Here is a 22732-nt window from a genome sequence, read left to right as displayed (position 1 = left end):
ATCTTCTTTCTAACTACTTCACTGCAATATGCATATTTTTTTCATATTTTCTTGTTACACTAAAAAAGTAATATAGCAGCTGAAAGGGGAAATACTTGATGGGAATAAAGATAAAGATTGCCGCGGCGGCAATTAGTTTATTGGTTATTGGCGGTTGTAGCAATAACAATCCGCAACCTGCCGAGGAAATGGATCAAGACATGGAGGAAATGGATCATTCCACTATGGGTGACATGATGGAGGGACATATGAGCCATGATGAGGTGGTAAGTTTAAACGACTCAACAGGGGAAAATGAATTAAAAATCCCTTCTATGCTTGAAACTGATAATGAGGATGGAGTCGTATATACGGTTCGAGCACAAAAAGGAAAAACCGAAATATTCGATGGTACTGAATCGACAACGTATGGATATAACGGGTCGTTTTTAGGGCCGATGCTCCGTTTTGAAAAAGGTGACAAAGTTAAAATTAGAACGATAAACGAACTGGATGAAGAGACGACTTTTCACTGGCATGGATTGGAAGTATCTGCTGATGCGGATGGTGGACCGCATGATGTGGTTAAGCCGGGAGAAGAAAAGGTGATTGAATTTGAAGTGACACAAGAAGCGTCAACGTTATGGTTTCATCCCCATCCAGAAGGGAAAACCGCTGAACAGGTATACAATGGACTTGCGGGATTGATTTATATCGAGGATGAAAATTCGAAAAGTCTTGGATTGCCAACTGATTATGGGAATAATGATTTTCCTTTGATTTTCCAAGATCGAATATTTGATGATAAGAAACAATTGAATTTTAGTGCCGCAAAAAATGAAGACGGGACAATTGGCGATACCTTACTGATCAACGGGACGTTGAATCCCAAGTTGACTGTAAACAAAGAAAAAGTACGTCTTCGTTTATTAAATGGATCGAATGCGAGGAATTACACATTTAAATTGAATACAGGTGATTCTTTTGTTCAAATCGCAACGGATGGCGGTTTCTTGAACGAACCGGTTACTTTAAATGAAGTCACACTTACGCCTTCGGAAAGAGCGGAAATCATTGTCGATTTTTCACAGCTCAATACTTCAAATGACTTGGCGTTGGTAAATGAGGATGGGTCTGTCCTTTTACCATTTAAGGTTTCTGATCAAGACGAAGTGATTAGTGGAATTTCAGAAGAGTTGAATGATTTTGTATTGACAGAAGAAGAGAAGAATTTACCAGTCACAAAGAAAGTGGAATTGTTTGGGATGATGGACAAGGTAACGATAAATGGAAAGAAGTTTGATCCGGAAAGAATTGATTTCACACAACAGCAAGGGGTTACTGAAGTGTGGGAAATTTACAATAAACCCGACATGATGGGTGGAATGATTCATCCATTCCACATTCATGGAACGCAATTTAAAATAATTTCCAGAGACGGAGAAGAGCCGCCGGAAAATGAACAGGGATGGAAAGACACTATCTCCATAAAACCAGATGAGCGTGTAAAAATAGCTATACAATTCAAGCACAAAGGTGTCTATATGTTCCATTGCCATATTCTCGAACATGAAGATAACGGCATGATGGGACAGGTAGAAGTGGAATAAACTTCAATTCAATTATTTATGGAAATCGGTAAATTTTACACCAAAACATGTAGAAAAATGATACGTAATTCGTTATTAAAGCAGCTAGTGTGTATTGGTTCACACTAGCTGTTTTAAAATTAAATTTATAGTTATATAAAAAATGAATGTTTTCATTCTTTCTAAAGGTAGGCTACATTATGTTTCCAAAGGTCAAAAAGTACACTAAGAAAAAGAAAAAATCTTTATTAATCGTCCTTTTATATTTGGCAATTATTCTATTTTTTATATGGTTCTTAGTTGTTTTATTGCTGTCATACTACTTGTCGCGTGATGAAATCGAAGAAAATCCTTTACTGGGTAAAGTGAATCCTTTTTCTAATTTCGGCATGGGGACGTTGAATGCTTCTTCCGATTTTCTCGAATCATTAAGTGAAACGAACGTTTCTTTAAACGAAAGGTCCAATGAAAAAGATAAGGTGAAGAGTCGGTTGAAACGGCCAGATAGAGATGAATTCGAGCCAGCCATGAAAAATCTTTTAATAGATAAGGATCTTACTTTCAAGAATATTGATGCTATCTTTGAAAATATGAAATCACCTAAAAGAATTACAAAAGATTCAATCCACTCGACATTTGGCAGAGATGTTATTTATATTTATCACACCCATAACAGGGAATCTTTTTTACCTTATTTAAAAGACACCGATAAACCGGAAGATGCTTATCACTCAAAAGCAAATATTACGTTGGTCGGTGAAATGCTGGGTAAGGCACTAGAGAGAAGAGGGGTGGGAACGAAAGTGGATTCAACTGATATTGTTCAAGAATTAAGTTTGAGAGAGTTGGGCTATAATAGTTCATATGATTTATCAGAAGAATTGGTTCGGTCTGCCCGTGTCGAAAATAAAGATTTAGACATTTTTCTGGATTTACATCGTGATTCATTGCGCAAAGATTCTACCACGCTAGAAATGAATGGGGAAAATTATGCACGGCTCTTATTTGTAGTTGGTACTGGACATGAAGAATTTACGAAGAATCTTTCGTTTACTGAAGGTCTAGATAAACTTCTCGCTACTCAGTATCCCGGTTTGTCAAAAGGAATAATAAAAAAGGACAGTAGCCAAGGCAATGGAGTATATAACCAAGACATTTCCCCAAACTCCGTTATTGTAGAAATTGGTGGTGTCGATAATACGGTAGAAGAACTTCATCGGACTACTGAAGCGTTGGCGGACGTGCTAAGCGATTATTATTGGCACAGAGAAAAGTGATCTGTTTGTTTGGAGTCCAACAAATAAAGTGAAATAAGGATTTTTTAAGGAGTTTCTTCTTTTTAGTTTTAAAACGTCTTTTAAGGGAAAAATATCACTGATTGCAAAAATAGCAGGAGGTGAGTCCATGAATACGAAATACGAAGAATGTCTGAAAGCTTGTTTAGAATGTCTAGAAGCATGTAACGTTTGTTTTGATGCATGCTTGAAAGAGGACGATATGAAGATGATGGCTGATTGTATCCGCTTGGACCGTGAATGTGCAGATATATGTGCGTTTGCCGCACAAGCAATGACGCGAAATAGCCCATTTACTAAACAGATTTTAGAACTATGTGCAGAAGTTTGCGAACGTTGTGCAGAAGAGTGTGCAAAACATGATCACGATCATTGCCAACGCTGTGCTGAATCTTGCCGTAAGTGTGCGGAGGCATGCCGACAAATGGTAGCTTAAGCAATATACAGAAAACGTAACCAACAAAGTAGCTATTTCAAGAAGTTGAAAAGGCTTTCTTGGGATAGCTTCTTTTACTTGATAATTACCCAGGATAAGGAAGTGTTATTTAAATGAAAAAACAACTACTTTTTTTAAGTATCGCTATGATTATTGGTTTAAGTGGGTGTGGAAATAGTACAGGCAACGAGGAAAGTCAAAACAATAATAACGAACCCAAACAGGAAGACATGAAGATGGAGATGAACCATTCGAGCTCAGGTGAAGTCCTTGAAAGCTTGAAGGTGGCAGAAAATCCAACCTATGAAGTGGGAAGCGAAGCAATTATTAAAACAGACCATATGGAAGGAATGGATGGGGCTGTAGCGACAATTGTGGGTGCTTATGATACTACGGCTTACGCTATCTCGTATACCCCGGTAACTGGCGGAGAAAGAGTGGAAAATCATAAATGGGTTATTCAAGAAGAAGTTAAAGATGATGACGACAAAACTTTGGAACAGGGAACCGAGGTCACCGTGGAGGCAGACCATATGAAAGGGATGGAAGGAGCATTAGCTGAAATTGATTCAGCAGAAAAAACTACAGTATATATGATTGACTATACTCCGACTACCGGTGGAGAAGAAGTTACAAATCATAAATGGGTAACGGAAAGTGAACTATCAGCTAAATAACTTTATTACAAAGTAGAATAAAAATGCCCCATAAGCCAAAATTTATCGGTTTTATGGGGCATTTTTTTGATAGAAGCACCTCATACCTTCAATTCTATCATTTAACACGATTAAAAGTTGATTTTCAAATAGGCAACTACCCAATTTAAAGTGTGACAGTTCGGTTAACTTGCGATATTTATAAATGAGATATGATAAAATATACTTGATGTAAGTTCTTTTTTAGATTGAATTAAAGTTAAATCAATTCGATGACCTATAATTTTTCATATAAAGAATAGGAGAGAAATTAATTATGAAGAAAAGATTACTCATAGCATTCAGTTTATTGCTAAGCTTTATGTTAGTCGCTTGCAGCAATGATTCATCGGATGGAAGTGAAGTCAAAGATACAAAAGAAAAGGTACATGAGTATAGCGTTGGAAGTTTTGAAGACGATGTAACAGCATCTATTTCATCTCATGAACTAATTGTTAATGACAACGGCAAAGAAACTACATTCGACTTGCCAAGTGATGAATTCTTCGTTTCTATTGCACCATTTGTTGAAACTACACATCCTTGTGCAATCCATAGTTTAACAGGGTGTCAAGGAGAACTAGTTGAAAAAGACTTCGACGTGCATATTCAAGACGAAGATGGCAATGTCGTAGTAGACGAAACGATCACCTCCCTAGAAAATGGATTTATCGATCTATGGTTACCGCGTGATAAAAATTTCAAGGTAAAAATTACTTATGACAGCAAAACGGTTGAATCAAACATCTCTACATTTGAAGGCGATAATACTTGTATTACAACGATGCAACTAGCATAATTACTTTAAACATCATCCAGTCAGAATCGTGAAGTACTCACAATACTTTTCACGGTTCTCTTTTTATTATAAAATTTGATCCCGTGCTATTCCCACGTAATAAGAGTGTTTCTTACCTTAATACCTTTTGTTATTAATCTTTCGAAGGTTGAGTAAATCCTTTAATTGCATGTGTATGACCATCATCTTCCGTTGTTCTTATTTCTACATAATGGGTATGAAACAAATCCGCCCGGTTCTAATGACGAAACACGCTTTAAGCTTGTTATAATTGCATTAAAATGAAGCTTCCCACAGGTAAATATTATTTTTAAGTCGACCAAGACAGGGAGGCGAAAAATCCCTAGAATCCCAGGATTTTTTAAAAAAGAAATGCGAAGGATATAAATATTTATTTTTGGAACAATTTTAGTGTATTAATTTGGTTCTACATGTACATGAACATCGTATACTCCATAGTCTTTTATCAAGACTTTTTCAACTCGCGTTGCTACGCTATGGGCTTTCTTAATATTTAACGTCGAATTGACAAGAATCACAACATCTATTACCTCATTATTCCCGTAGTTTCTACCTTTAATTTCTTTTATACCTGTAACTCCATCCACTTTTGCGATTACATTCTGATAAAGTTTTATTTTATCTACATCAAACCCATCCGAAAGTTCATGGGAAGCTTGTGTGAAGATACCCCAAGCTGTTTTACAAATTAGCAGTCCTACTATAATAGCAGTAAGCGTATCAAGCCAAGGCATATTTAATTGAGAACCAAGTATACCTATGACAGTTCCAAGACTTACCCAAGCATCTGAAATATTATCCTTTGCGGCTGCCATGACGGCTTTACTATTAATTTTATTCGCTAATTTTTTATTATAACGATAGACAAAATACATGACTATTGTAGAGAAAACTCCTACATAAGCAGCACCAACGTGAGGGGCCTCTTTTCCGCTTTGAAACATAGAGGAAATAGCGTCATTTAACACTTGAATACCAACCGCTAACATAATAAAAGATGCGACCATTGAGGCAATTGTTTCGTTCTTCCAATGACCATAATGATGATCCTTGTCAGGTGGTCTTTGTGAAAGTCTTAGACCGACGAGAATAGCAATGGATGCAACAATATCGGTGGTATTGTTTAGACCATCTGCTTTCAACGCAGCAGAATCACTCATATATCCAGCAATCAACTTTATTACAGAAAGAAAAACATAAGCAATAATACTAATGATTGCTCCGCGTTCGCCTAATTTCAGATCATTATACTTCTGATTGTCCATTTTTTTTGGTCCCTCCATCGGTTTCTTAATTACCAACCAACATAAATGATTGCGAATTCGAAATTGGAATGATAATTCGTAGGTTTAGCACATCAAATAGAAAAGTTTCCCTTGAGCAAGAAAAACCCTCGACTGATACCAGTCGAGGGTTTGGGATTTTAAAATATAGTTTTGGGTGAAATATAAGGTGAAACATACTTATCACTCCTTAAATTTGTAGTTGAACTACGATAGCATGGATTTAACAAATCAACAAGTTGATTGAGTTTAGATTAATCAAGGCTATCTTTAGCTTCGTCCCCCCCGAACTTCAACAATTCGTGCATATTCAACAGGGGCTAAGGTTATAATCTTTTCCAAGTTTATTAAAACTTCATCAATTGGTTTTCAAATAGTTAATACTTCGATCTCATTAATCGAAGAGAATTCAATACAACGATTATAGTGGCACCCACGTCTGCGAAAATTGCCATCCATAATGTTAACCAACCTGGAATAACCAACAGTAGGGCGATTAACTTAATACCTAAGGCAAAGGAAACGTTCTGCAAAATAATGTTTAACGTTTTACGGCTTAGACCGATTGTATACGGTAACTTTTCTAAGTCGTCAGCCATTAATGCAATATCCGCGGTTTCCAAGGCTGTGTCAGTACCCGCTCCACCCATCGCAATCCCTACGGTCGCACTTGCTAAGGCGGGGGCATCATTGACACCATCGCCAACCATTGCTACCTTTCCGAATTGTTCACGAAGAGACTTAATCGTATCCAATTTATCTTGGGGCATCAATTCTGCTTTCACTTCAGAGAGACCGAGCTGGTTGCCTATGGCATTTGCTGTAGCTAGATTATCTCCCGTTAGCATAATCGTTTTTTTAATTCCTAACTGATACAGCTTTTTAATAATTGTCAAACTGCTTTCTCTAACCTGATCGGCAACTGCGATCAAGCCTTTTAGTTCATTTTCGAAGCCTAACAACATTACTGTTTTGCCTTCTTTTTGAAGGGTTTCAATTTGTTCTTCGTATTTCTCAGGTAGTTTTCGTAACTCCCTGAATAAGTTGGGGTTCCCAATATGGACAAGTTCATTCTTAACAGTCGCTTTGACACCTTTACCCGTAATCGATTGAAAATCATCAACGGTTATTAATTCCAAATTCTGTTTATCCGCTTCTCTGATAATGGCAGAAGCTAATGGGTGTTGTGAGAATTTCTCAACAGATGCTGAAATTTGAAGTATATCCTTTGTACTCATATCTCCAAGAGAAACAATATCTGTTACCTCAGGTGTACCTTTCGTTAGGGTTCCTGTCTTGTCAAATGCTACTACTTTTAAACGTCCGGTTTCTTCCAAGTGGATTCCACCTTTTATAAGCACACCATTCCGTGCCGCATTGCCAATCGCTGTCACAATTGCAACAGGAGTTGAAATGACCAATGCACATGGACATCCTACAACAAGTACGACGAGTCCTCTATAAAACCACTCACTCCATACACCGCCTAAAAATAAAGGTGGGATAACAATAATGAGAAGGGAGAGGATCATTATTGCCGGCGTATAATATTTAGCGAATCTGTCCACAAACTGCTGGGAAGGAGCCTTTTCGGCTTGAGCTTCCTCTACTAAGTGGATAATCTTGGCGATTGTCGTATCTTCTACTCGTTTTGTTACACGTACTTCTAAGGAACCTTCTCCATTTATTGTTCCCGCAAATACCTCGTTACCGGAAACTTTATGGACAGGAACGGATTCTCCGGTTATGGCTGCCTGATTGATGGAAGAGTTTCCTTTTACAACTTCTCCGTCCATCGCTAGCTTCTGACCGGGTTTGATAATCATAATATCGTCAATCTGGATATCTTCAACATCAACCTCAAGCTCATTATTCCCGCGTCTGATGATTGCTGTATTTGGTGCAATGTCCATAAGTGAGCGGATTGAATTTCGAGCCTTATCTATCGAATAACTTTCAAGGGCTTCGCTTACTGCGAAAAGAAAGACGACAAGAGCTCCTTCTTTCCATTCACCGATTATTACCGCGCCAATCACTGCAATTGTCATCAAGGTATTCATATCGAATTCCAATTTAGTCAGATTGCGTAGCCCGACTTTAAACAGATCATATCCACCGACAAGAATGGCTGTAGCAAAGAGTAGGATGGATGAAGCGCTACCTTCTCCCGTGACTGAAGCTGTTATAAAGCCAAGAATCAACAGAAACAGTGATACAATGGACGTCTTATTCTCACGTTTTTTCCAGAATGGCTCTTTCTCTTCAACAATCCGTTGTTTTTCAGGATAAACTTTAATGCCATCGAACTCACCGGCTTTTTCTAATTGTTGAACAGATGCATCTCCCAAAACAGTTATTTTGGACGCACCGAAATTCAATTGGATATCCTCAACTGTCTCAATCTCACGAATGTTTTTTTCGAATTTAGCTGCGCAACTCATACAGGATAGTCCTTGCAGTCTATAAACATTTTTGTCTGAACTCATTTGTACCAACCTTCTTTCGAATGTTCAAGTGCAATATTCACTAATTGATGGACATGTTCGTCAACCAAAGAGTAGAAGACAAGCTTACCTTCTTTTTTGGAAGCGGCAATCCCCATATCGCGTAAATAACGCAAATGATGGGAAGCGTTTGCAGTGGATGTCTTTAATACATTGGCGACATCATAGACGCACATTTTTTCTTCCAGTGTCAATGCATATGCGATCTTCAAGCGATTGGCATCTGCAAGAGCTTTAAACAGTAATTCGACACCACTGATTTCGTCAATCCGATCGCTGACGCGGTTAACAACTGTTTCGTCATAACAATACGTCTCACATGAATCCGTTGTAGGGCCAATTTGTTCTTTAATTTTTTCCGTCATCTTTTCACCTCATTCAAATATTCATTTGATTAACTTTAGTGTATGCAATCGGTGAAAAATTGTCAATAATAATACTCAAATGGTTGTTTTAATGTATGTGTTTTCTGTTAAAATGAAATCAGAAAGAACGGCACTACTACCAGATTTAGGAGGCTGAAAAAATGAAGAAAATACTTAGTGCAATGCTGATTTTTCTGCTGGCATTTTCGTCTGTTAGCTATGCACATACGGGTTTGACCAGTTCTTCACCGGCGGATAGGGAAGACGTTTCTGAAGACGTTCATGAAATTGTATTGGAATTTAATACAAAAATTGAAACGACCAGTACAGTGAAAGTTTTTAACGAGAATAAAGAGGAAGTGGTCATCAGTAATACCCAAGCGAGTGATAATGTGATGACAGGGGGATTCATGTCACCGTTGGATAACGGTAAATATACAGTCGAATGGAAGATTATTGGTGCAGATGGTCATCCGATACAAGGGACTTATTCATTCACGGTAAGTCAAGACGAAATGGAAGATCCAGCAGTGCCTGAAGAAACCGAAGAAACACCTACTACTCCACTGGAAGAATCAATAGAAAAACCTGTAGAGCAGGCAACAGAAGATACATCAAAAATAGCGTCGAATGATGTACTCGTTGTAATCCTAGTTATTTTATTTACTATTGCCGGTGGCTTTTTCGGCTGGATCATAGGAAGAAGGCAAAGTAAATGATTTGGATTTATATTTCTGAAAGTTTGTTATATCTCTGTTTCTCGCTATTAATGGGTGCATTTATCATTCAATTTATTCCGGCACGACTGAAACCGGAAATACGTATCCCAAAACGTCTGATTCAACTCTCTGTGTTAGGAGTTGTGTTCTTTTCAGTTGCCCCCGTGATTAGGTTGGTTGTATTTCTATATGAAGATATAGGTTTGATGTTGACGATGCAAAACGTTCTCGGCGGTTTCGAAGTAGGAAAGGCCTGGAATGTCACTGTCATACTTGCAATTTTCTTTTACCTTTTTGTTTCGCTCTTTCCAGTATTGAAAAGCAAAGTATTGGCTGCTATTTCTCTTGCCTTTACCTTCATCCTGCTCTTGGCATTGGGATGGGCGAGTCACGCAGCATCCCTTACTGAATGGAGCGGCTTCGTTTCTCATTCGTTACATTTTTTAGCCGTTACAGTGTGGGTTGGAATTCTTCTCATCGTAGGCTGGTGTTCAAAAAACCAAGAGAATTGGCTTTCTTATTTAAAGTGGTTTACCCCTTTGGCAATCGCGTGTTTTCTCACGATTACGGGAACTGGGTTATTTCTCATGACGTTGGTGATTGATGTAAATGAGTATGGGGACGCATGGATGCTACCCTATGGACAAGCCTTATTGGTGAAGCATCTGACCATCATCCCTGTTTTATTTTTCGCTTTCATAAATGGATTTTGGATTAGACGTAAATTGAAGCGACAAGAGCAAATTAACCCAATACCGTGGTTGAAGTTTGAAAGCATTCTACTATTTTTCACCTTTGTTTCGACAGCGGTTTTGGGACAACAGGAACCACCTCATAGTATTGAGACAACCCTTGCTGGTAGTGGTCCCTCTGCTATGTTTGATTATTTTTATTCAGGGATCATTGAGCCGACTATGAGTTTGCAATTTGGGTTAAATACAATAAATACATTGTTTTTCATGGTAGCCCTCATCTTCATGTGGCTTATCATATACAGCTTCAGGAAAAAGGCGCCCGCAGTTGTTCCTTTTTTCATGGGGATGTTCTGTATCCTTGCTCTGTATTTCGGGCTAATGGCAAGTATTCACTAATTGGAAAGAAAAATAATAGAGAAGAGGTATGAGGTGAAACGGAATAAGAATTCAAACATGAAATTTGCAGTTGTGTTAACACTCGTAGCAATAGGAATTTTGGCGGCGGTTGTTGTATTAAGCAATAAACAGGAATCTTTGCCAATAGAAATAAAACAAATCGATGTAACTGGACAGCCCTCAATTGGGGAGAAAGACGCTCCTGTAACGGTTGTTGAATTTGGAGACTTTAAATGTCCGTCATGTAAAGCATGGGGGGAAATGATATATCCGAAATTAGTTGATGATTATATCGAAACAGGAAAAGTTGAATTTTCCTTCATAAATGTATTGTTTCACGGAAAAGAATCGACTTTAGCTTCGATTGCCGCTGAATCCGTATATGAGCGGAGCCCGGATTTGTATTGGAACTTCCATCAGGCGATGTTTGATGCACAGCCAGTTGAAAACCATGATGGACCATGGATAACTTCCGAAAGAATTCTTGAAATTGCAAGTGAATTTCCTGAGATTGATCAAACACTGCTAAAAGAAGACATGGAACAAGAAGCGACTAGGGAGAGCGTTAAGATCGATGAAGATTTAGTAAGAGAATCCGGTGTTTCAATGACTCCGACGATTGTGATAAACGGGAAAATGTTGGAGGATCCTTTTGATTACGAAGCCATTAAGACAGCAATAGAACAAGAGATTAAGGATGGAAAGTGATGGGGAAAATAAAAGAAAAATCAAAACCAAAGGGATTCTTATTATATGTTGCATGGGTTGTCTCATTAATAGCAATGTTCGGTAGCCTGTACTTCAGTGAAATGAAAGGGTATATTCCGTGCGAGCTATGTTGGTATCAGCGGATTCTCATGTACCCCCTTACTTTGATATTAGGGATTGGAACGTTCCAGAATGATAGTACCGTTAAAAAGTTCGTGCTTCCGTTAGCACTTATTGGAGGAAGCATATCGCTCATGCATTATTTGGAGCAGAAGATACCCGGGTTTGGCGGAATCAAGCCGTGTGTGAGTGGTGTGCCTTGTAGTGCCGAGTATATAAATTGGTTTGGGTTTGTTACGATACCATTTTTAGCATTAGTGGCATTTGTGATTATTGCTGTTTGTATGTTTTTCCTTAAACCAAAGAAGTCTATTGAGTAAAGAAATTTATGAAAGAAGCCAAAGAAGCTATAGTTGTTTCATTTGGCTTCTTTGTGTTTGAAAATACCTTTTTAGGGGAGAAACTTATGCGGTATGAGACCATTGTTATAGGAGCAGGACAAGCTGGACTTGCGATAGGATATTATTTAAAACAAAACAATAAACGTTTTTTAATTATTGATAAAGGGGAGGCTTTGGGAGAGGTTTGGAAAAATAGATACGACTCATTAAAGTTATTTACACCTAGAATGTTTAGTTCATTGCCCGGTCTTACCATAGAAGGCAATCAACAGGGGTTTCCGTCAAAGGATGAAATTGTGGATTACATAGAACGCTATACGGACACGTTTGAATTACCTGTTGAATTGAATACCGAGGTTCTGTACGTAACAAAAAATGAAGAAGGTTTTTGTGTAGAAACAACAAAAGGTATATTTTATACGACGAATGTTGTGGTTGCCACAGGACCATTTCAAAAGAAGTGGATTCCCGCCTTTTCGAATTCCCTTAGCGAAAATATCCTACAGCTACATTCATCCGAGTATAAGAACCCTAATCAGCTTCAACAAGGAAATGTTCTTGTTGTCGGGGGTGGAAATAGCGGTGCTCAAATCGCAGTAGAGTTGTCAGAAGAAAAAGAAACATATTTGGCGATAAGTAAAAAACCACATTATTTTCCATTAATGATAGGTGGGAAAAGTGTGTTTTGGTGGTTTGATAAATTGGGAATATTAAAAGTAACAAACACGTCATTTATTGGGGATATGTTACAAAAAAAGGGGGATCCTATCTTCGGAGGTCAATTAAAACACGCCATAAAAGATTGGGGAGTTTCGTTGAAAGGAAAAGTCATAAATGTTGAGTACAAGAAGGTTACATTTGAGGATTCAACTACGCTTGAAGTGAATAACATTATTTGGGCAACTGGATTCAAACAAGATTATGAATGGTTAAAAGTTGATGGCGTGATTGATGGACAGAAAAACATTATACACAACAGGGGTGTAAGCCCGATACAGGGTCTCTACTTTTTAGGTTTACCGTGGCAATCACGTAGGGGTTCATCTTTGCTACAGGGAGTGGGTTACGATGCGAAGTATATAATTGAACACATGAAGGACATAGCCACGTAGGGAGGACGCTTGAATGGAAAATCATCAACATAATCATTTTGCGGAAAAACGAGAAGGGAATAAACGGGGTCTCATCATTGCCTTATCTATTACAACGATTATTATGATTTTGGAGTTTTTCGGTGGACTTTTTACGAATAGTTTGGCCTTGCTATCAGATAGTGGTCATATGCTTTCCGATGCAAGCTCAATGGCTTTAAGTCTTATGGCAATATGGTTTGCAAGTAGACCACCTTCCTCGAATAAAACGTATGGTTATTATCGGTTTGAAATTCTAGCTGCCTTATTTAACGGAGTTACGTTATTTGTGATTGCTGGGTTTATTGTCAAAGAAGCAATTCAACGTTTTAACGACCCACCAACTGTCGCAAGTGGAACGATGATAATCATTGCATTCATCGGATTAGCTGCTAATCTACTTAGTGCGGTGACTCTTCTTAAAAAAGCCGATGTAAAAGAAAATATCAACTTAAAAAGTGCGTATATACACATAATCGGCGACGCTTTAGGTTCGGTTGGTGCAATATTGGCTGGTCTGCTTATGCTTCTGTTCGACTGGTATATTGCAGACCCGATCATCTCGATGGTCGTTGCGTTATTGATTTTAAAAAGTGCATGGAGCGTACTCAAACAAAGTATTCATATCCTAATGGAAGGTTCACCGTTGATGATTAATAAAAAAGAAGTTTTAGCTTTATTGGAAAATATCAAAGGCGTGGAAAATGTTCATGATCTTCATATTTGGACAATTACCTCTGGATTAGATTCTTTAACCTGTCACATTCTAATTGGTGAAGAATCGGATGAACAAGTTATTCTTCAAAAGGCCATTAATCTAATTCTTGACAACTACAAAATTGAACATACGACGATTCAAATTGAAAAATCGAATCTTCAGCATCAGGAATTGAATATCTAATCACTTAATTGCTAGCCAATATATCAGAATACTTTCATGAGGATGGAATTCAAGGGTGCTGAGTTGTCCTGTTGTAAATAGGGCTTAGCATAATTTCAAGTCAATACCCATATAAACATAGAGACAAACAATCGAAGGATGGTTTTTTGACTCATGTCTGGTTTATCGGTTTTTTATCAACTTTTGCTGGAATTGGCGTAGGAGGGGTTATTGCTGGTCTTATTAATGGTTTTAAGAAAAGCATTGGTACTATCTACGCGGTATGCACTGGGCTAATTTTAGGGTTAATTAGTTTTGAAATCGCACCGGAAGCTATACAACTGGGTAATTGGCTTATTTTTTTGTTGGGTTTTTTAGCAGGAGTTTTTATATTCAAACTCATCCATATAGGGGTTCATAAGAACTCTGTAATTACAAAGGCATCACACAAACATCATAATAGAAGGCTAGGTTTATTCCTAGCTCTAATTATCTCTATCCATAATCTACCTATGGGAATAGTTCTTGGAGCCAGTGAACAATCTCAGTTAAGCATAGCTTTATTACAAGCACTAATATTGCACAATATTCCCGAAGGTATGATACTTTTTACTCCATTATTTATAGCTGGGTCTAGTATTTATATGTTATTTTTTCTCTCTATTTTCGTAGCTGTTCCCATTGCGCTTGGGGCACTAATTGGGGAAATGATAGGCATGCAAAATAATCTATTATGGGCATTCTTAATAAGTTTGACAGTTGGAACTATATATATGGTGACGATTAAGGAAATCCTAACTGAATCAATTAGGCAATCATCGAATATCTATAGTTTACTGGTTACATTAATCAGTTTTTGTCTGATGGGTGCATATTTGTTTTATTATTAAGGATGGTAGTGGAGACCAATGCCTTGGTCTCCACTACCATTTTTATGTAGAGGGCGATGAGTACCTACCCAAATGTCGAAATAAATAAGATGAAACAAACCATCAGACAAGAAGGAGTTAATTACCGGAGATCCTTTTTAGTAATGACGAGTCTATAAAAGTGTCAATTAAAAATGGTATTCTATATATTGTAACACGTTAATTCCAGAGGTATTAAACTTGAATTAACAAGCCGAATAATTTCAAAAAATACAAATTGGCATCCCTGTTAGGTGGTGCTATTTTGGGGGAAGCTAGATATATATTGACCCTGTACTAAGGTACAGGGTTTATACTACGTATGAGGTGAAACAAATGGAGATTTATATTGGAGAACTGGCGGAGAAATGTAACGTTAATAAAGAAACCATTCGGTATTATGAACGATTAGGATTAATTCCGAAACCTTCTCGTACAGAGTCAGGATATCGAATATACACAGAACAAACCGTTGACCGATTAAATTTCATTAAGCACATTCAGGAATTAGGTTTTACTTTAAATGAAATTGATAAGCTTTTAGGCGTGGTAGATCGTGATGAAGCAAAGTGCCGTGATATGTATGATTTCACAGTTTATAAGATAGAGGACATTCAACGGAAAATTCAAGATCTCAAAAGAATCGAAGAAATGCTAATTGACCTAAAAGAAAGATGTCCCTCAAACAAAGATATTTATGAATGCCCTATTATTGAAACTTTACTAGAAATTTAAGGACGGAGGAATAGTATTGAAAAGATATCGGATTAGCGTTCAAGAAATGACATGTAAGGATTGTGAAGAGCATGTGGCTGTTGCGCTTCAAAATATAGGTGCAAAGCGTATTGAAGTTGATTTTCGCCGTGGGGAAGCTGTATTTGAACTTCAAAATGACGTAGAAGTTGAAACAGCGAAAAATGCGATTGCTGAAGCCAAATATCATCCAGGTGGAATTGAAGATTTACAAACACAAGTAAAAGTTGATTTAGGTTGCGAAGATGATTATGACTACATCATTATTGGTTCTGGTGCAGCAGCCTTTTCATCTGCCATTGAAGCTGTGGGTTACGGTGCTAAAGTTGCAATGATTGAACGTGGAACGGTGGGAGGAACTTGCGTTAATATCGGATGTGTTCCGTCTAAGACTTTGTTAAGAGCAGGAGAAATCAATCATTCAGCAAAAAAAAATCCATTTACAGGGTTACACACTACAGCACAAAATGTTGATTTAGCCTCATTAGTAAAACAAAAAGATGAATTAGTAAGTACACTTCGCAATGAAAAATATGTGAATTTAATTGATGATTATGGCTTTGAATTAATAAATGGTGAAGCGACATTTCTCAATGATAATACAATTGTAGTGAATGGCAACCAAATAACTGCGAAAAGATTTTTAATAGCTACAGGTGCATCTCCATCTGTTCCAAATATTACAGGATTGAATGAAGTAGATTATTTAACAAGCACTTCGTTACTTGAATTAAAGAAGGTTCCAAAGCGTCTCACAGTGCTTGGTTCCGGATATATCGGGCTGGAACTGGGACAACTATTTCATAATTTAGGCTCGGAAGTAACATTGATACAAAGAAGTGAGCGTCTATTAAAAAAATACGATCCTGAAATTTCAGAAGCGATTACTCAGGCCTTAACAGAACAGGGAATTAATTTAGTTACAGGAGCAACCTATGGACGTGTAGAACAGGAAGGAGACATTAAAAAAGTTCATGTAGAGATAAATGGTGAAAAGCGAATTATTGAAGCAGAACAATTGCTTGTAGCAACGGGAAGAAAGCCAAATACAGAATCTTTGAACTTACATGCGGCATGTGTTGACGTTGGGTCTCGTGGTGAAATCGTCATTGATGAATATTCTAAAACTTCCAATTCCAAAATTTACGCAGCCGGAGATGTAACGCTTGGTCCTCAATTTGTTTATGTAGCTGCTTATCAAGGTGGACTTGCTGCGCGTAATGCAATCGGAGACCTAAATCAAAAGGTGAATTTAGAAGTTGTTCCAGCTGTTACGTTTACTAATCCTTCGATTGCAACGGTTGGTTTAACTGAACAGCAAGCAAAAGAAAAAGGACTTGAGGTGAAAACGTCTGTCTTGCCGTTAGATGCCATACCGAGAGCCCTTGTTAATCGGGAAACAATAGGTGTTTTTAAATTAATAGCAGATGCAAAAACATTAAAAGTGTTAGGCGTTCATATAGTTTCGGAAAACGCAGGAGAGGTAATCTATGCGGCAACATTAGCTGTAAAATTTGGATTGACAGTAGAGGATCTACGAGAAACTCTTGCTCCCTATTTGACAATGGCAGAAGGATTGAAATTAGCAGCCCTTACGTTTGATAAAGATGTATCCAAATTATCTTGTTGTGCTGGATAGCAATATGAATACAAATAGAGCCGAAATACCTTGGAGAACTTCTACTATTCCTACAGCTTTCCTGACACCCCTCATGTAAAACGTAATCATTGGGGATTTGATGACCCTGTGAAAGCGGAAGGAACCGATGAAGAGAAATGGGCGTTCCTCCAGCGTGTGCGTGATGAAATTGGTGCAAGGATTGAACGTTTTGCTAAAATAGGCAGTGGTGTCATATCTCAGTTACCTTTAAATTCTACAAAGATATAATATTCATTGATAAAATGGTTGACAATAAATTGCTCTGGAAATCAATGGAAGGATCGTTAATTCTAATGTAGTTGCTATCGGGCATGGGTTTTGTTAAGGTAAATATATATTCTTTATGTTATTAAGTCACTGTTCTTCTAGTGAAAGTCGTTACACTTTTTGCGTAAGCAGAAAGAGATTCGGCACAAATTTTCAGCCTTTGTATTCCTTATTTAAAGGAGAAGTTAGGCAGACGTATTCGACGTCCATAAATTGCTTTTGCATATCAGAAGAGATACTTACGCATTTTGCGTGAACTATATTAAAACCGATTATTCCTATTCAGGAGTGGTCGGTTTTTTGCTTTCAAAAACTATAGAAGGGAGATAGAAAAGAATTTGTTGACGAACAAATCGGGTTATTTAAAACGCATTTACTTAGCAATCGCTAGGTGTAAATGCGTTTTTTTATTTATCTAAAATACAAAAATAGAAAGGGTTGTTAGGTATGTCTATTAATCTTGATAATATGACAGCTGTTCAAAACAAGCAGCAAGACGGTATTCTCGGCCACCTCATGTGGTTCTCGGTTGGCAAGCAATTAGTCAAAATGAATGATTTAGAGCAAGCACTCGTTCAATCAGGTTTGCCTGTTGAATGGATGCCAAATGCGATTCGTCCAGCTGATGCTTTCCGAAGAAGTACTAAAGAGATAGAGACTAGAAAATCTACAGGACATGCTGGGGTATTCGAGAACTACCTTATACGTGAAGTGTTCTCGGACAAAAGCCACGTGCAAAGAAACATTGTAGTGGAAAAAGTGGATCAGGCAGGTAAACGCCTTAACTACAATAGTAAAGCAGGAGTAATCACGCTAGATAAGCAGAATAGTTCTCTGACGTTTATAACGGAGAACGAAATTGCAAAAGAGCTGTGCTTTGAAGCAGAGCGTAATTTCAATATTTATAAAGACCATTATTCAGCTCAGCAAGTAAGAGTAATGGTGAGTAAAATACTTCAATCGCTGGCACCCACACCTGTACGTCCAAATGGTGGCGTTTATTTTGTCCCAGATTCGCATACGGAGGGTCTAAATCAGCTTGTAAACTTCACGTCCTCTCTTGAGAACAGTGAAGGGTTCAAAATACCCGTTGTAAATACATTCGACAATCGGCAAATGGTGAACACGAAGCTAAATGACCATTTAGAATCTATTTTACATGATTGTAAGTCGAGTGCAGGGCTGAAAAAAGGACAAGTGAAAGAGATTATTGAAAATGCGAAGTCCGTAATTGCGAACTATCGAAATTACAAAGGCATTGTCGCTAATGAAGCAGATACGCTAGAAAATAAAATTATGACGATTCGTGCTGCGGTGTCAAAAATGGTTGTGGAACTTTAAAAAGTAACGGAATGGAGAGATTAAAATGACAGAGTTTTATCAAACGGTAATGGGAAGAAAATTCTATGAAAGAGATGTTGTTGATTATGTGCATCACGTTAAGAAGATTGCTCAAGAACTCGAACGTTCAAATGAATTGAAAGAACAGGAGTTGCAGATGAAGATGCGTGAGCTATCGATAAAAGAACAAGAATTGTTTATTCTTTCAGCGAAAAACTGAAAGGATTCTTATAAAAGGAAGTTCGGTTGCAATAGAAACCGGTTTCCTTTTTCTATTTAAACTAAAAAACAAAGGGGTTTTTCAAAATGACAAACACAAATTTTGCAAGGTTAGAGGAAATAAAAAATGCACTCAATGCAAAGTTTTTTGAGCGTGAGAAAGAAGTTGAAGGGATTCTCGTTGCTCTACTTTCAAGGCAGCATATGCTCATGATTGGACCTGCCGGAACCGCGAAATCGGCATTGTCGGTTGAGTTAGCAAAAATCGTACAGGGAACAGAATACTTCCAATGGTTGCTGACAAGATTTAGCACACCCGAAGAAGTATTTGGCCCGTTGTCATTAAAGGACCTGGAACAGGGAGCGTACAAGAGGAATACCGCAACTAAAATGCCAGAAGCAAATCTTGTTTTCCTTGACGAAATATTCAAAGCGAACTCGGCAATCTTGAATAGTTTGCTGACACTTATAAACGAACGGCTCTTCTATAATAACGGAACGCCGGTAAAGGTTCCTTTGATATCTGTTATTGGGGCTTCAAATGAATATCCCGAAGAAGGAGAAGGACTTGAAGCACTTTTCGACAGGTTCTTACTTCGGTTTGAGCTAGACTATATTGCAGATGAAACGAATTTTGTTTCTATGATGAAGGGTGCCGACCAAAATCAGGTCATGCCCTCCTTGACAATGGATGAGTTGGTTCAACTTCAGTTTTTTACAGACATGGTTACAATACCAGATGAAGTGTATGAAACTCTTTCAAAAATCCGAAATGAATTGCGTGATGAAGGCATACGCCCTTCTGACAGACGCTTTAAACAATCCCTATCGGTACTTCAAGCGAAGGCTTTGATAAACCAAAGGCAAGTTGTAAAGGTAGATGATATTGTCATTCTTGAAAATGCCCTTTGGGAAACGGTTGATCAAAAGGATAACGTTTCTCTGATTGTTCGTAGCCACGCACAAGACGTGGTTACTCGAAAACTTGATACGATTCAGGAAGAGGCAAGTGAAATATTTTCTTCCATGCAGACGGATGCTTCTACTGACGCTGGTATGGAAGCAACCCAAAAACTGAAGTCATTGGTTGCGGATTTAAATAAATTGAAAAAGCATAATCAAAGTAGAGATGCAGATATTGACTCTTTACTTGATAAAGTGAAAGCGATGCAACAAGAAATTCTTGACAGTATTTTGGAGCCAATGGATTTTGGTACTGTAAGTGAAAAATCAACTGTACAAATGCCATTCTAAAAAAACATTGATGAAGATAATTGGAATGCTAAGGATACTTCTTGGCATTTCTTTTTCGAAAAAATAAAAGGGAGTGTTTTATTTGAAATCAACTAGAATTAGAAATGAAAATCATTCTGTGTTAAATACAGATACCTTCGATAAAAGACGATTCAAAGAAATTTATAATATGTCGCAAGGACTTCAAAAGTTAAGCGTTGATGGGGAGTTACCTATGTTTGAACCGTTACTTGGTGACATATGGGCTTCTTTATACAAGATGAAACCTGAATTGAGTGAAGAGGAGATCCCTGATGATTTGCAAATTAACAAATCGTTTATGGAAAAAATCATGAATGATGATTCGTTTGAAAACTATCGAAATTTTACTCGGTTAGATGATTTATCTTCAGCCATCGGAACTGTGAAATTTGGGGAGAAAACGAATGAATGGTTAATTGAACAAAAAGAACAGGATGAAGATTTACGAAAACAAATGCAAGAAATACAGGCGATGCAAAGGCAACTTCAAAAGCAGGAACCACAAAATGGGGCCGGAAATGGTAGTGAGGAGTTACAAGAAGACTTAAAAGAAGCAATGTCAGACTTGGAAGGTCAACTTCAACAGACGTTACAGAACAACAGCCATAGTTTTTCAGAAGCGATGTCTCAAGCTATGCAGGAAACGAAACAGACGAAAGATAGCTTGAAATCATTACTTGGAGGCACGAGTGCTGGTAGTGGTGATGCAGAACTGAAAAAAGTTCCTTTACGGGACCAAATTTCATTAGCTGAAAAAATCGCATCTAATAAACAGATGAAAGAAATTGCAGATTGGACTGGTCGATTTAAACAGATAGCCCGTAGAAAGCAAAAATCCAAACATAATGATTCAATGGAAAGAAGTGGGGTTACATTAGGTAACGATATTGAAAGACTATTGCCGATGGAGTTAGGCTTATACACACATCCAATAACGAAGAACGACTTCCTACGTCGCTTTGTGGAAGGCCAAACGATGCAATATGAACAGAAAGGACATGAGGTATTAGGGAAAGGTCCAATTGTGCTTTGTCTGGATCAGTCAGGCAGTATGCACAAGCTAGATACCCAATCAAAAGGATTTACGTTAGCGCTCATGTCGATTGCAAGAAAACAGAGAAGGGATTTTTGTTTGATATTGTTCTCTACTCGTACACAAATCTTTAAATATGAGAGAGGGAAAATAAAAAGTTCAGATATGATCAATATAGCCCAAACCTTCTTAGGGGGAGGTACGGACTTTGCACTTCCTCTTAATAGAGCATTGAATGTAATAAACGAAAGTCGTTTTAAACAAGCCGATTTAGTTTTCGTTACTGATGGTGAAGATAGAGTAAGAGATTCATTTCTTGAAGAATTCAATAAAAATAAAAAAGAAAAGAAATTCAATGTGCTATCCCTAGTAATAGGAAACAACACAAAAACAGTAGGGCAGTTTTCAGACAAGGTAGTTCTTATTAAGGATTTTGACGACGCAGGTAGTTTTACTGCTTTTGAAATATAAAATAAAAGCTATAAGCTTTCAATTACAGTAACGGGTTCAGCATCCAAAAAGAAAAGGGTTAATAACAATAGAAATAGCAAATCAATTGAATATTGCGGACGTATGGAGCCGGCAGTGCGGAGTTTTGAGCCACTGTTTGCGGATGAGTATGCCACTAGATTGACGCCGCTTAAAAAACCATGGGAATATAGCCATTCCCATGGTTTTTATCATCATTTAAACTCTTTATCTTCTAGTTGCTCATTAATAATCTTAATCGCCAAAAGAACGAGTTCATCATGGACTAAATTATCGCCCTCCATTTTAAAGCAGATGTTTAATAGTTATACATTCTGCTTTTATCATTACTACTTCAATTAAGAGGATTTTCACCATTCTAAAAAAGACTATTTCTGAAACGGGTGATGAGGGATTAAAAGTAATCTGTTATATGCTTTATGGGAGTACCTACTTGACTTATATTATAATGGTGAGTATTAAGAATTATAGTTGTATCAAGGAGAGAATCTAAGAAAGGTTTAATTTTTCCGGCGTAATCATTTTTAGACTTACAAAGGGAATCTTCTTCTAATAAAACTTCAAATTTGCAAGTTATTTTATAACCGGGAGTCCCGTCGTAATCGAATCGGTTTTGGGTTTTAAAAGGTTCAATACGAGCATTTCTCTGATGGATATTATAATAACTTTCTGACTTAGAAGTAAGAAATTCAACAGTGCCAATTATTTTAATCATTATAACCCTCCTCGTATATCGCTATATAAATAAAATATGTTGTAAAAATTAATGTACATAAATTATAACATATCCAAATTTACAGCGTTTTTAGCATGTGGGATTTTAATACCCAGT

At 37.5% G+C, this 22732-nt stretch carries 22 protein-coding genes and 1 pseudogene; 19 read left to right on the top strand and 4 right to left on the bottom strand.

From position 1 onward, the window contains the following. Positions 1-98 precede the first annotated feature (98 nt). The 5 genes from CSV67_RS03545 to CSV67_RS03525 all read left to right on the top strand — a co-directional run bounded on the left by CSV67_RS03545 (position 99) and on the right by CSV67_RS03525 (position 4793). Positions 99-1589 carry a multicopper oxidase family protein gene (locus tag CSV67_RS03545; RefSeq protein WP_099630249.1) on the top strand — a complete coding sequence of 497 codons (1491 nt, stop codon included), beginning with the start codon at positions 99-101 and terminating at the stop codon, positions 1587-1589. Between the two features lie 179 nt (positions 1590-1768). Continuing rightward, complete coding sequence (locus CSV67_RS03540; RefSeq protein WP_199173118.1) at positions 1769-2845, top strand: stage II sporulation protein P; 1077 nt, start codon at positions 1769-1771, stop codon at positions 2843-2845. Positions 2846-2972: 127 nt separating this feature from the next. Further along, positions 2973-3299: a four-helix bundle copper-binding protein gene (locus tag CSV67_RS03535; protein ID WP_099630248.1), complete on the top strand. Its 327-nt coding sequence runs from the start codon at positions 2973-2975 to the stop codon at positions 3297-3299. Between the two features lie 113 nt (positions 3300-3412). Beyond that, positions 3413-3976 (top strand): YdhK family protein, encoded by a 564-nt coding sequence (locus tag CSV67_RS03530; protein WP_099630247.1) that lies wholly within the window; start codon positions 3413-3415, stop codon positions 3974-3976. Between the two features lie 295 nt (positions 3977-4271). After that, positions 4272-4793: a CueP family metal-binding protein gene (locus tag CSV67_RS03525; RefSeq protein WP_099630246.1), complete on the top strand. Its 522-nt coding sequence runs from the start codon at positions 4272-4274 to the stop codon at positions 4791-4793. Positions 4794-5209: 416 nt separating this feature from the next. On the opposite strand, the gene CSV67_RS03520 is transcribed toward CSV67_RS03525, so the two are convergent. From CSV67_RS03520 to CSV67_RS03510, 3 genes are all read right to left on the bottom strand, one after another. Continuing rightward, on the bottom strand, positions 5210-6079 hold the full coding sequence (locus tag CSV67_RS03520) for a cation diffusion facilitator family transporter (RefSeq protein WP_099630245.1): 870 nt from the start codon (positions 6077-6079) through the stop codon (positions 5210-5212). A gap of 395 nt (positions 6080-6474) precedes the next feature. Next, positions 6475-8583 (bottom strand): heavy metal translocating P-type ATPase, encoded by a 2109-nt coding sequence (locus CSV67_RS03515; RefSeq protein ID WP_099630244.1) that lies wholly within the window; start codon positions 8581-8583, stop codon positions 6475-6477. Beyond that, positions 8580-8966, bottom strand: coding sequence for an ArsR/SmtB family transcription factor (locus CSV67_RS03510; protein ID WP_099630243.1), 387 nt, complete (start codon positions 8964-8966; stop codon positions 8580-8582). The genes CSV67_RS03515 and CSV67_RS03510 overlap by 4 nt, the downstream gene beginning before the upstream one ends. 161 nt (positions 8967-9127) lie before the next feature. Between CSV67_RS03510 and CSV67_RS03505 the strand changes: the two genes are divergently transcribed. The 14 genes and pseudogenes from CSV67_RS03505 to CSV67_RS03440 all read left to right on the top strand — a co-directional run bounded on the left by CSV67_RS03505 (position 9128) and on the right by CSV67_RS03440 (position 21882). Continuing rightward, the gene (locus CSV67_RS03505; protein WP_099630242.1) at positions 9128-9685 is read left to right on the top strand and encodes a copper resistance CopC family protein; all 558 of its coding nucleotides are present in this window, start codon (positions 9128-9130) and stop codon (positions 9683-9685) included. After that, positions 9682-10776: a copper resistance D family protein gene (locus CSV67_RS03500; protein ID WP_099630241.1), complete on the top strand. Its 1095-nt coding sequence runs from the start codon at positions 9682-9684 to the stop codon at positions 10774-10776. The genes CSV67_RS03505 and CSV67_RS03500 overlap by 4 nt, the downstream gene beginning before the upstream one ends. 57 nt (positions 10777-10833) lie before the next feature. Next, positions 10834-11484: a DsbA family protein gene (locus tag CSV67_RS03495; protein ID WP_099630345.1), complete on the top strand. Its 651-nt coding sequence runs from the start codon at positions 10834-10836 to the stop codon at positions 11482-11484. Beyond that, positions 11484-11924 carry a disulfide oxidoreductase gene (locus CSV67_RS03490; RefSeq protein WP_099630240.1) on the top strand — a complete coding sequence of 147 codons (441 nt, stop codon included), beginning with the start codon at positions 11484-11486 and terminating at the stop codon, positions 11922-11924. The genes CSV67_RS03495 and CSV67_RS03490 overlap by 1 nt, the downstream gene beginning before the upstream one ends. 86 nt (positions 11925-12010) lie before the next feature. Next, a complete protein-coding gene (locus CSV67_RS03485; RefSeq protein ID WP_099630344.1) occupies positions 12011-13057 on the top strand; it encodes a flavin-containing monooxygenase in 1047 nt (348 codons plus the stop codon). A gap of 13 nt (positions 13058-13070) precedes the next feature. After that, a complete protein-coding gene (locus CSV67_RS03480; RefSeq protein WP_099630239.1) occupies positions 13071-13976 on the top strand; it encodes a cation diffusion facilitator family transporter in 906 nt (301 codons plus the stop codon). Between the two features lie 146 nt (positions 13977-14122). After that, complete coding sequence (locus tag CSV67_RS03475) at positions 14123-14845, top strand: ZIP family metal transporter (RefSeq protein WP_099630238.1); 723 nt, start codon at positions 14123-14125, stop codon at positions 14843-14845. Positions 14846-15199: 354 nt separating this feature from the next. Then, positions 15200-15598, top strand: coding sequence for a mercury resistance transcriptional regulator MerR1 (merR1, locus tag CSV67_RS03470; RefSeq protein ID WP_099630237.1), 399 nt, complete (start codon positions 15200-15202; stop codon positions 15596-15598). A gap of 16 nt (positions 15599-15614) precedes the next feature. After that, positions 15615-17255: a mercury(II) reductase gene (gene merA, locus CSV67_RS03465; RefSeq protein WP_099630236.1), complete on the top strand. Its 1641-nt coding sequence runs from the start codon at positions 15615-15617 to the stop codon at positions 17253-17255. A gap of 69 nt (positions 17256-17324) precedes the next feature. Next, positions 17325-17504: pseudogene (locus CSV67_RS03460) on the top strand (hypothetical protein); the annotation flags it as partial. A gap of 507 nt (positions 17505-18011) precedes the next feature. Further along, complete coding sequence (locus tag CSV67_RS03455; RefSeq protein WP_158232877.1) at positions 18012-18884, top strand: DUF6744 family protein; 873 nt, start codon at positions 18012-18014, stop codon at positions 18882-18884. A 25-nt stretch (positions 18885-18909) separates the two neighbouring features. Continuing rightward, positions 18910-19104, top strand: coding sequence for a hypothetical protein (locus CSV67_RS03450; protein WP_099630234.1), 195 nt, complete (start codon positions 18910-18912; stop codon positions 19102-19104). Between the two features lie 86 nt (positions 19105-19190). Beyond that, positions 19191-20357 (top strand): AAA family ATPase, encoded by a 1167-nt coding sequence (locus CSV67_RS03445; RefSeq protein ID WP_099630233.1) that lies wholly within the window; start codon positions 19191-19193, stop codon positions 20355-20357. 73 nt (positions 20358-20430) lie between these two features. Next, positions 20431-21882 carry a VWA domain-containing protein gene (locus CSV67_RS03440; RefSeq protein WP_099630232.1) on the top strand — a complete coding sequence of 484 codons (1452 nt, stop codon included), beginning with the start codon at positions 20431-20433 and terminating at the stop codon, positions 21880-21882. Positions 21883-22294: 412 nt separating this feature from the next. Here the strand turns inward: CSV67_RS03440 and CSV67_RS03435 are convergent, their stop codons facing one another. Next, a complete protein-coding gene (locus CSV67_RS03435; RefSeq protein WP_099630231.1) occupies positions 22295-22615 on the bottom strand; it encodes a hypothetical protein in 321 nt (106 codons plus the stop codon). Between the last annotated feature and the right edge of the window lie 117 nt (positions 22616-22732).

Origin of the sequence: Sporosarcina sp. P2 (assembly GCF_002743255.1) — a bacterium.
In the GTDB taxonomy this organism is placed as follows: Bacteria; Bacillota; Bacilli; order Bacillales_A; family Planococcaceae; genus Sporosarcina.
The sequence above is the reverse complement of the archived record's forward strand: the minus strand, read 5'-3'. Positions and strand labels throughout refer to the sequence as shown.

Excerpts from the sequence above, each read along its gene's own strand:
- CSV67_RS03480 (WP_099630239.1), top strand. The coding sequence starts at position 13,071 with ATGGAAAATCATCAACATAATCATTTTGCGGAAAAACGAGAAGGGAAT.
- CSV67_RS03490 (WP_099630240.1), top strand. The coding sequence starts at position 11,484 with ATGGGGAAAATAAAAGAAAAATCAAAACCAAAGGGATTCTTATTATAT.
- CSV67_RS03445 (WP_099630233.1), top strand. The coding sequence starts at position 19,191 with ATGACAAACACAAATTTTGCAAGGTTAGAGGAAATAAAAAATGCACTC.
- CSV67_RS03505 (WP_099630242.1), top strand. The coding sequence starts at position 9,128 with ATGAAGAAAATACTTAGTGCAATGCTGATTTTTCTGCTGGCATTTTCG.
- CSV67_RS03485 (WP_099630344.1), top strand. The coding sequence starts at position 12,011 with ATGCGGTATGAGACCATTGTTATAGGAGCAGGACAAGCTGGACTTGCG.
- CSV67_RS03515 (WP_099630244.1), bottom strand. The coding sequence starts at position 8,583 with ATGAGTTCAGACAAAAATGTTTATAGACTGCAAGGACTATCCTGTATG.
- CSV67_RS03545 (WP_099630249.1), top strand. The coding sequence starts at position 99 with ATGGGAATAAAGATAAAGATTGCCGCGGCGGCAATTAGTTTATTGGTT.
- CSV67_RS03500 (WP_099630241.1), top strand. The coding sequence starts at position 9,682 with ATGATTTGGATTTATATTTCTGAAAGTTTGTTATATCTCTGTTTCTCG.
- CSV67_RS03535 (WP_099630248.1), top strand. The coding sequence starts at position 2,973 with ATGAATACGAAATACGAAGAATGTCTGAAAGCTTGTTTAGAATGTCTA.
- CSV67_RS03495 (WP_099630345.1), top strand. The coding sequence starts at position 10,834 with ATGAAATTTGCAGTTGTGTTAACACTCGTAGCAATAGGAATTTTGGCG.
- CSV67_RS03540 (WP_199173118.1), top strand. The coding sequence starts at position 1,769 with ATGTTTCCAAAGGTCAAAAAGTACACTAAGAAAAAGAAAAAATCTTTA.
- CSV67_RS03525 (WP_099630246.1), top strand. The coding sequence starts at position 4,272 with ATGAAGAAAAGATTACTCATAGCATTCAGTTTATTGCTAAGCTTTATG.
- CSV67_RS03455 (WP_158232877.1), top strand. The coding sequence starts at position 18,012 with ATGACAGCTGTTCAAAACAAGCAGCAAGACGGTATTCTCGGCCACCTC.
- CSV67_RS03510 (WP_099630243.1), bottom strand. The coding sequence starts at position 8,966 with ATGACGGAAAAAATTAAAGAACAAATTGGCCCTACAACGGATTCATGT.
- CSV67_RS03530 (WP_099630247.1), top strand. The coding sequence starts at position 3,413 with ATGAAAAAACAACTACTTTTTTTAAGTATCGCTATGATTATTGGTTTA.
- CSV67_RS03435 (WP_099630231.1), bottom strand. The coding sequence starts at position 22,615 with ATGATTAAAATAATTGGCACTGTTGAATTTCTTACTTCTAAGTCAGAA.
- merR1 (WP_099630237.1), top strand. The coding sequence starts at position 15,200 with ATGGAGATTTATATTGGAGAACTGGCGGAGAAATGTAACGTTAATAAA.
- CSV67_RS03520 (WP_099630245.1), bottom strand. The coding sequence starts at position 6,079 with ATGGACAATCAGAAGTATAATGATCTGAAATTAGGCGAACGCGGAGCA.
- CSV67_RS03450 (WP_099630234.1), top strand. The coding sequence starts at position 18,910 with ATGACAGAGTTTTATCAAACGGTAATGGGAAGAAAATTCTATGAAAGA.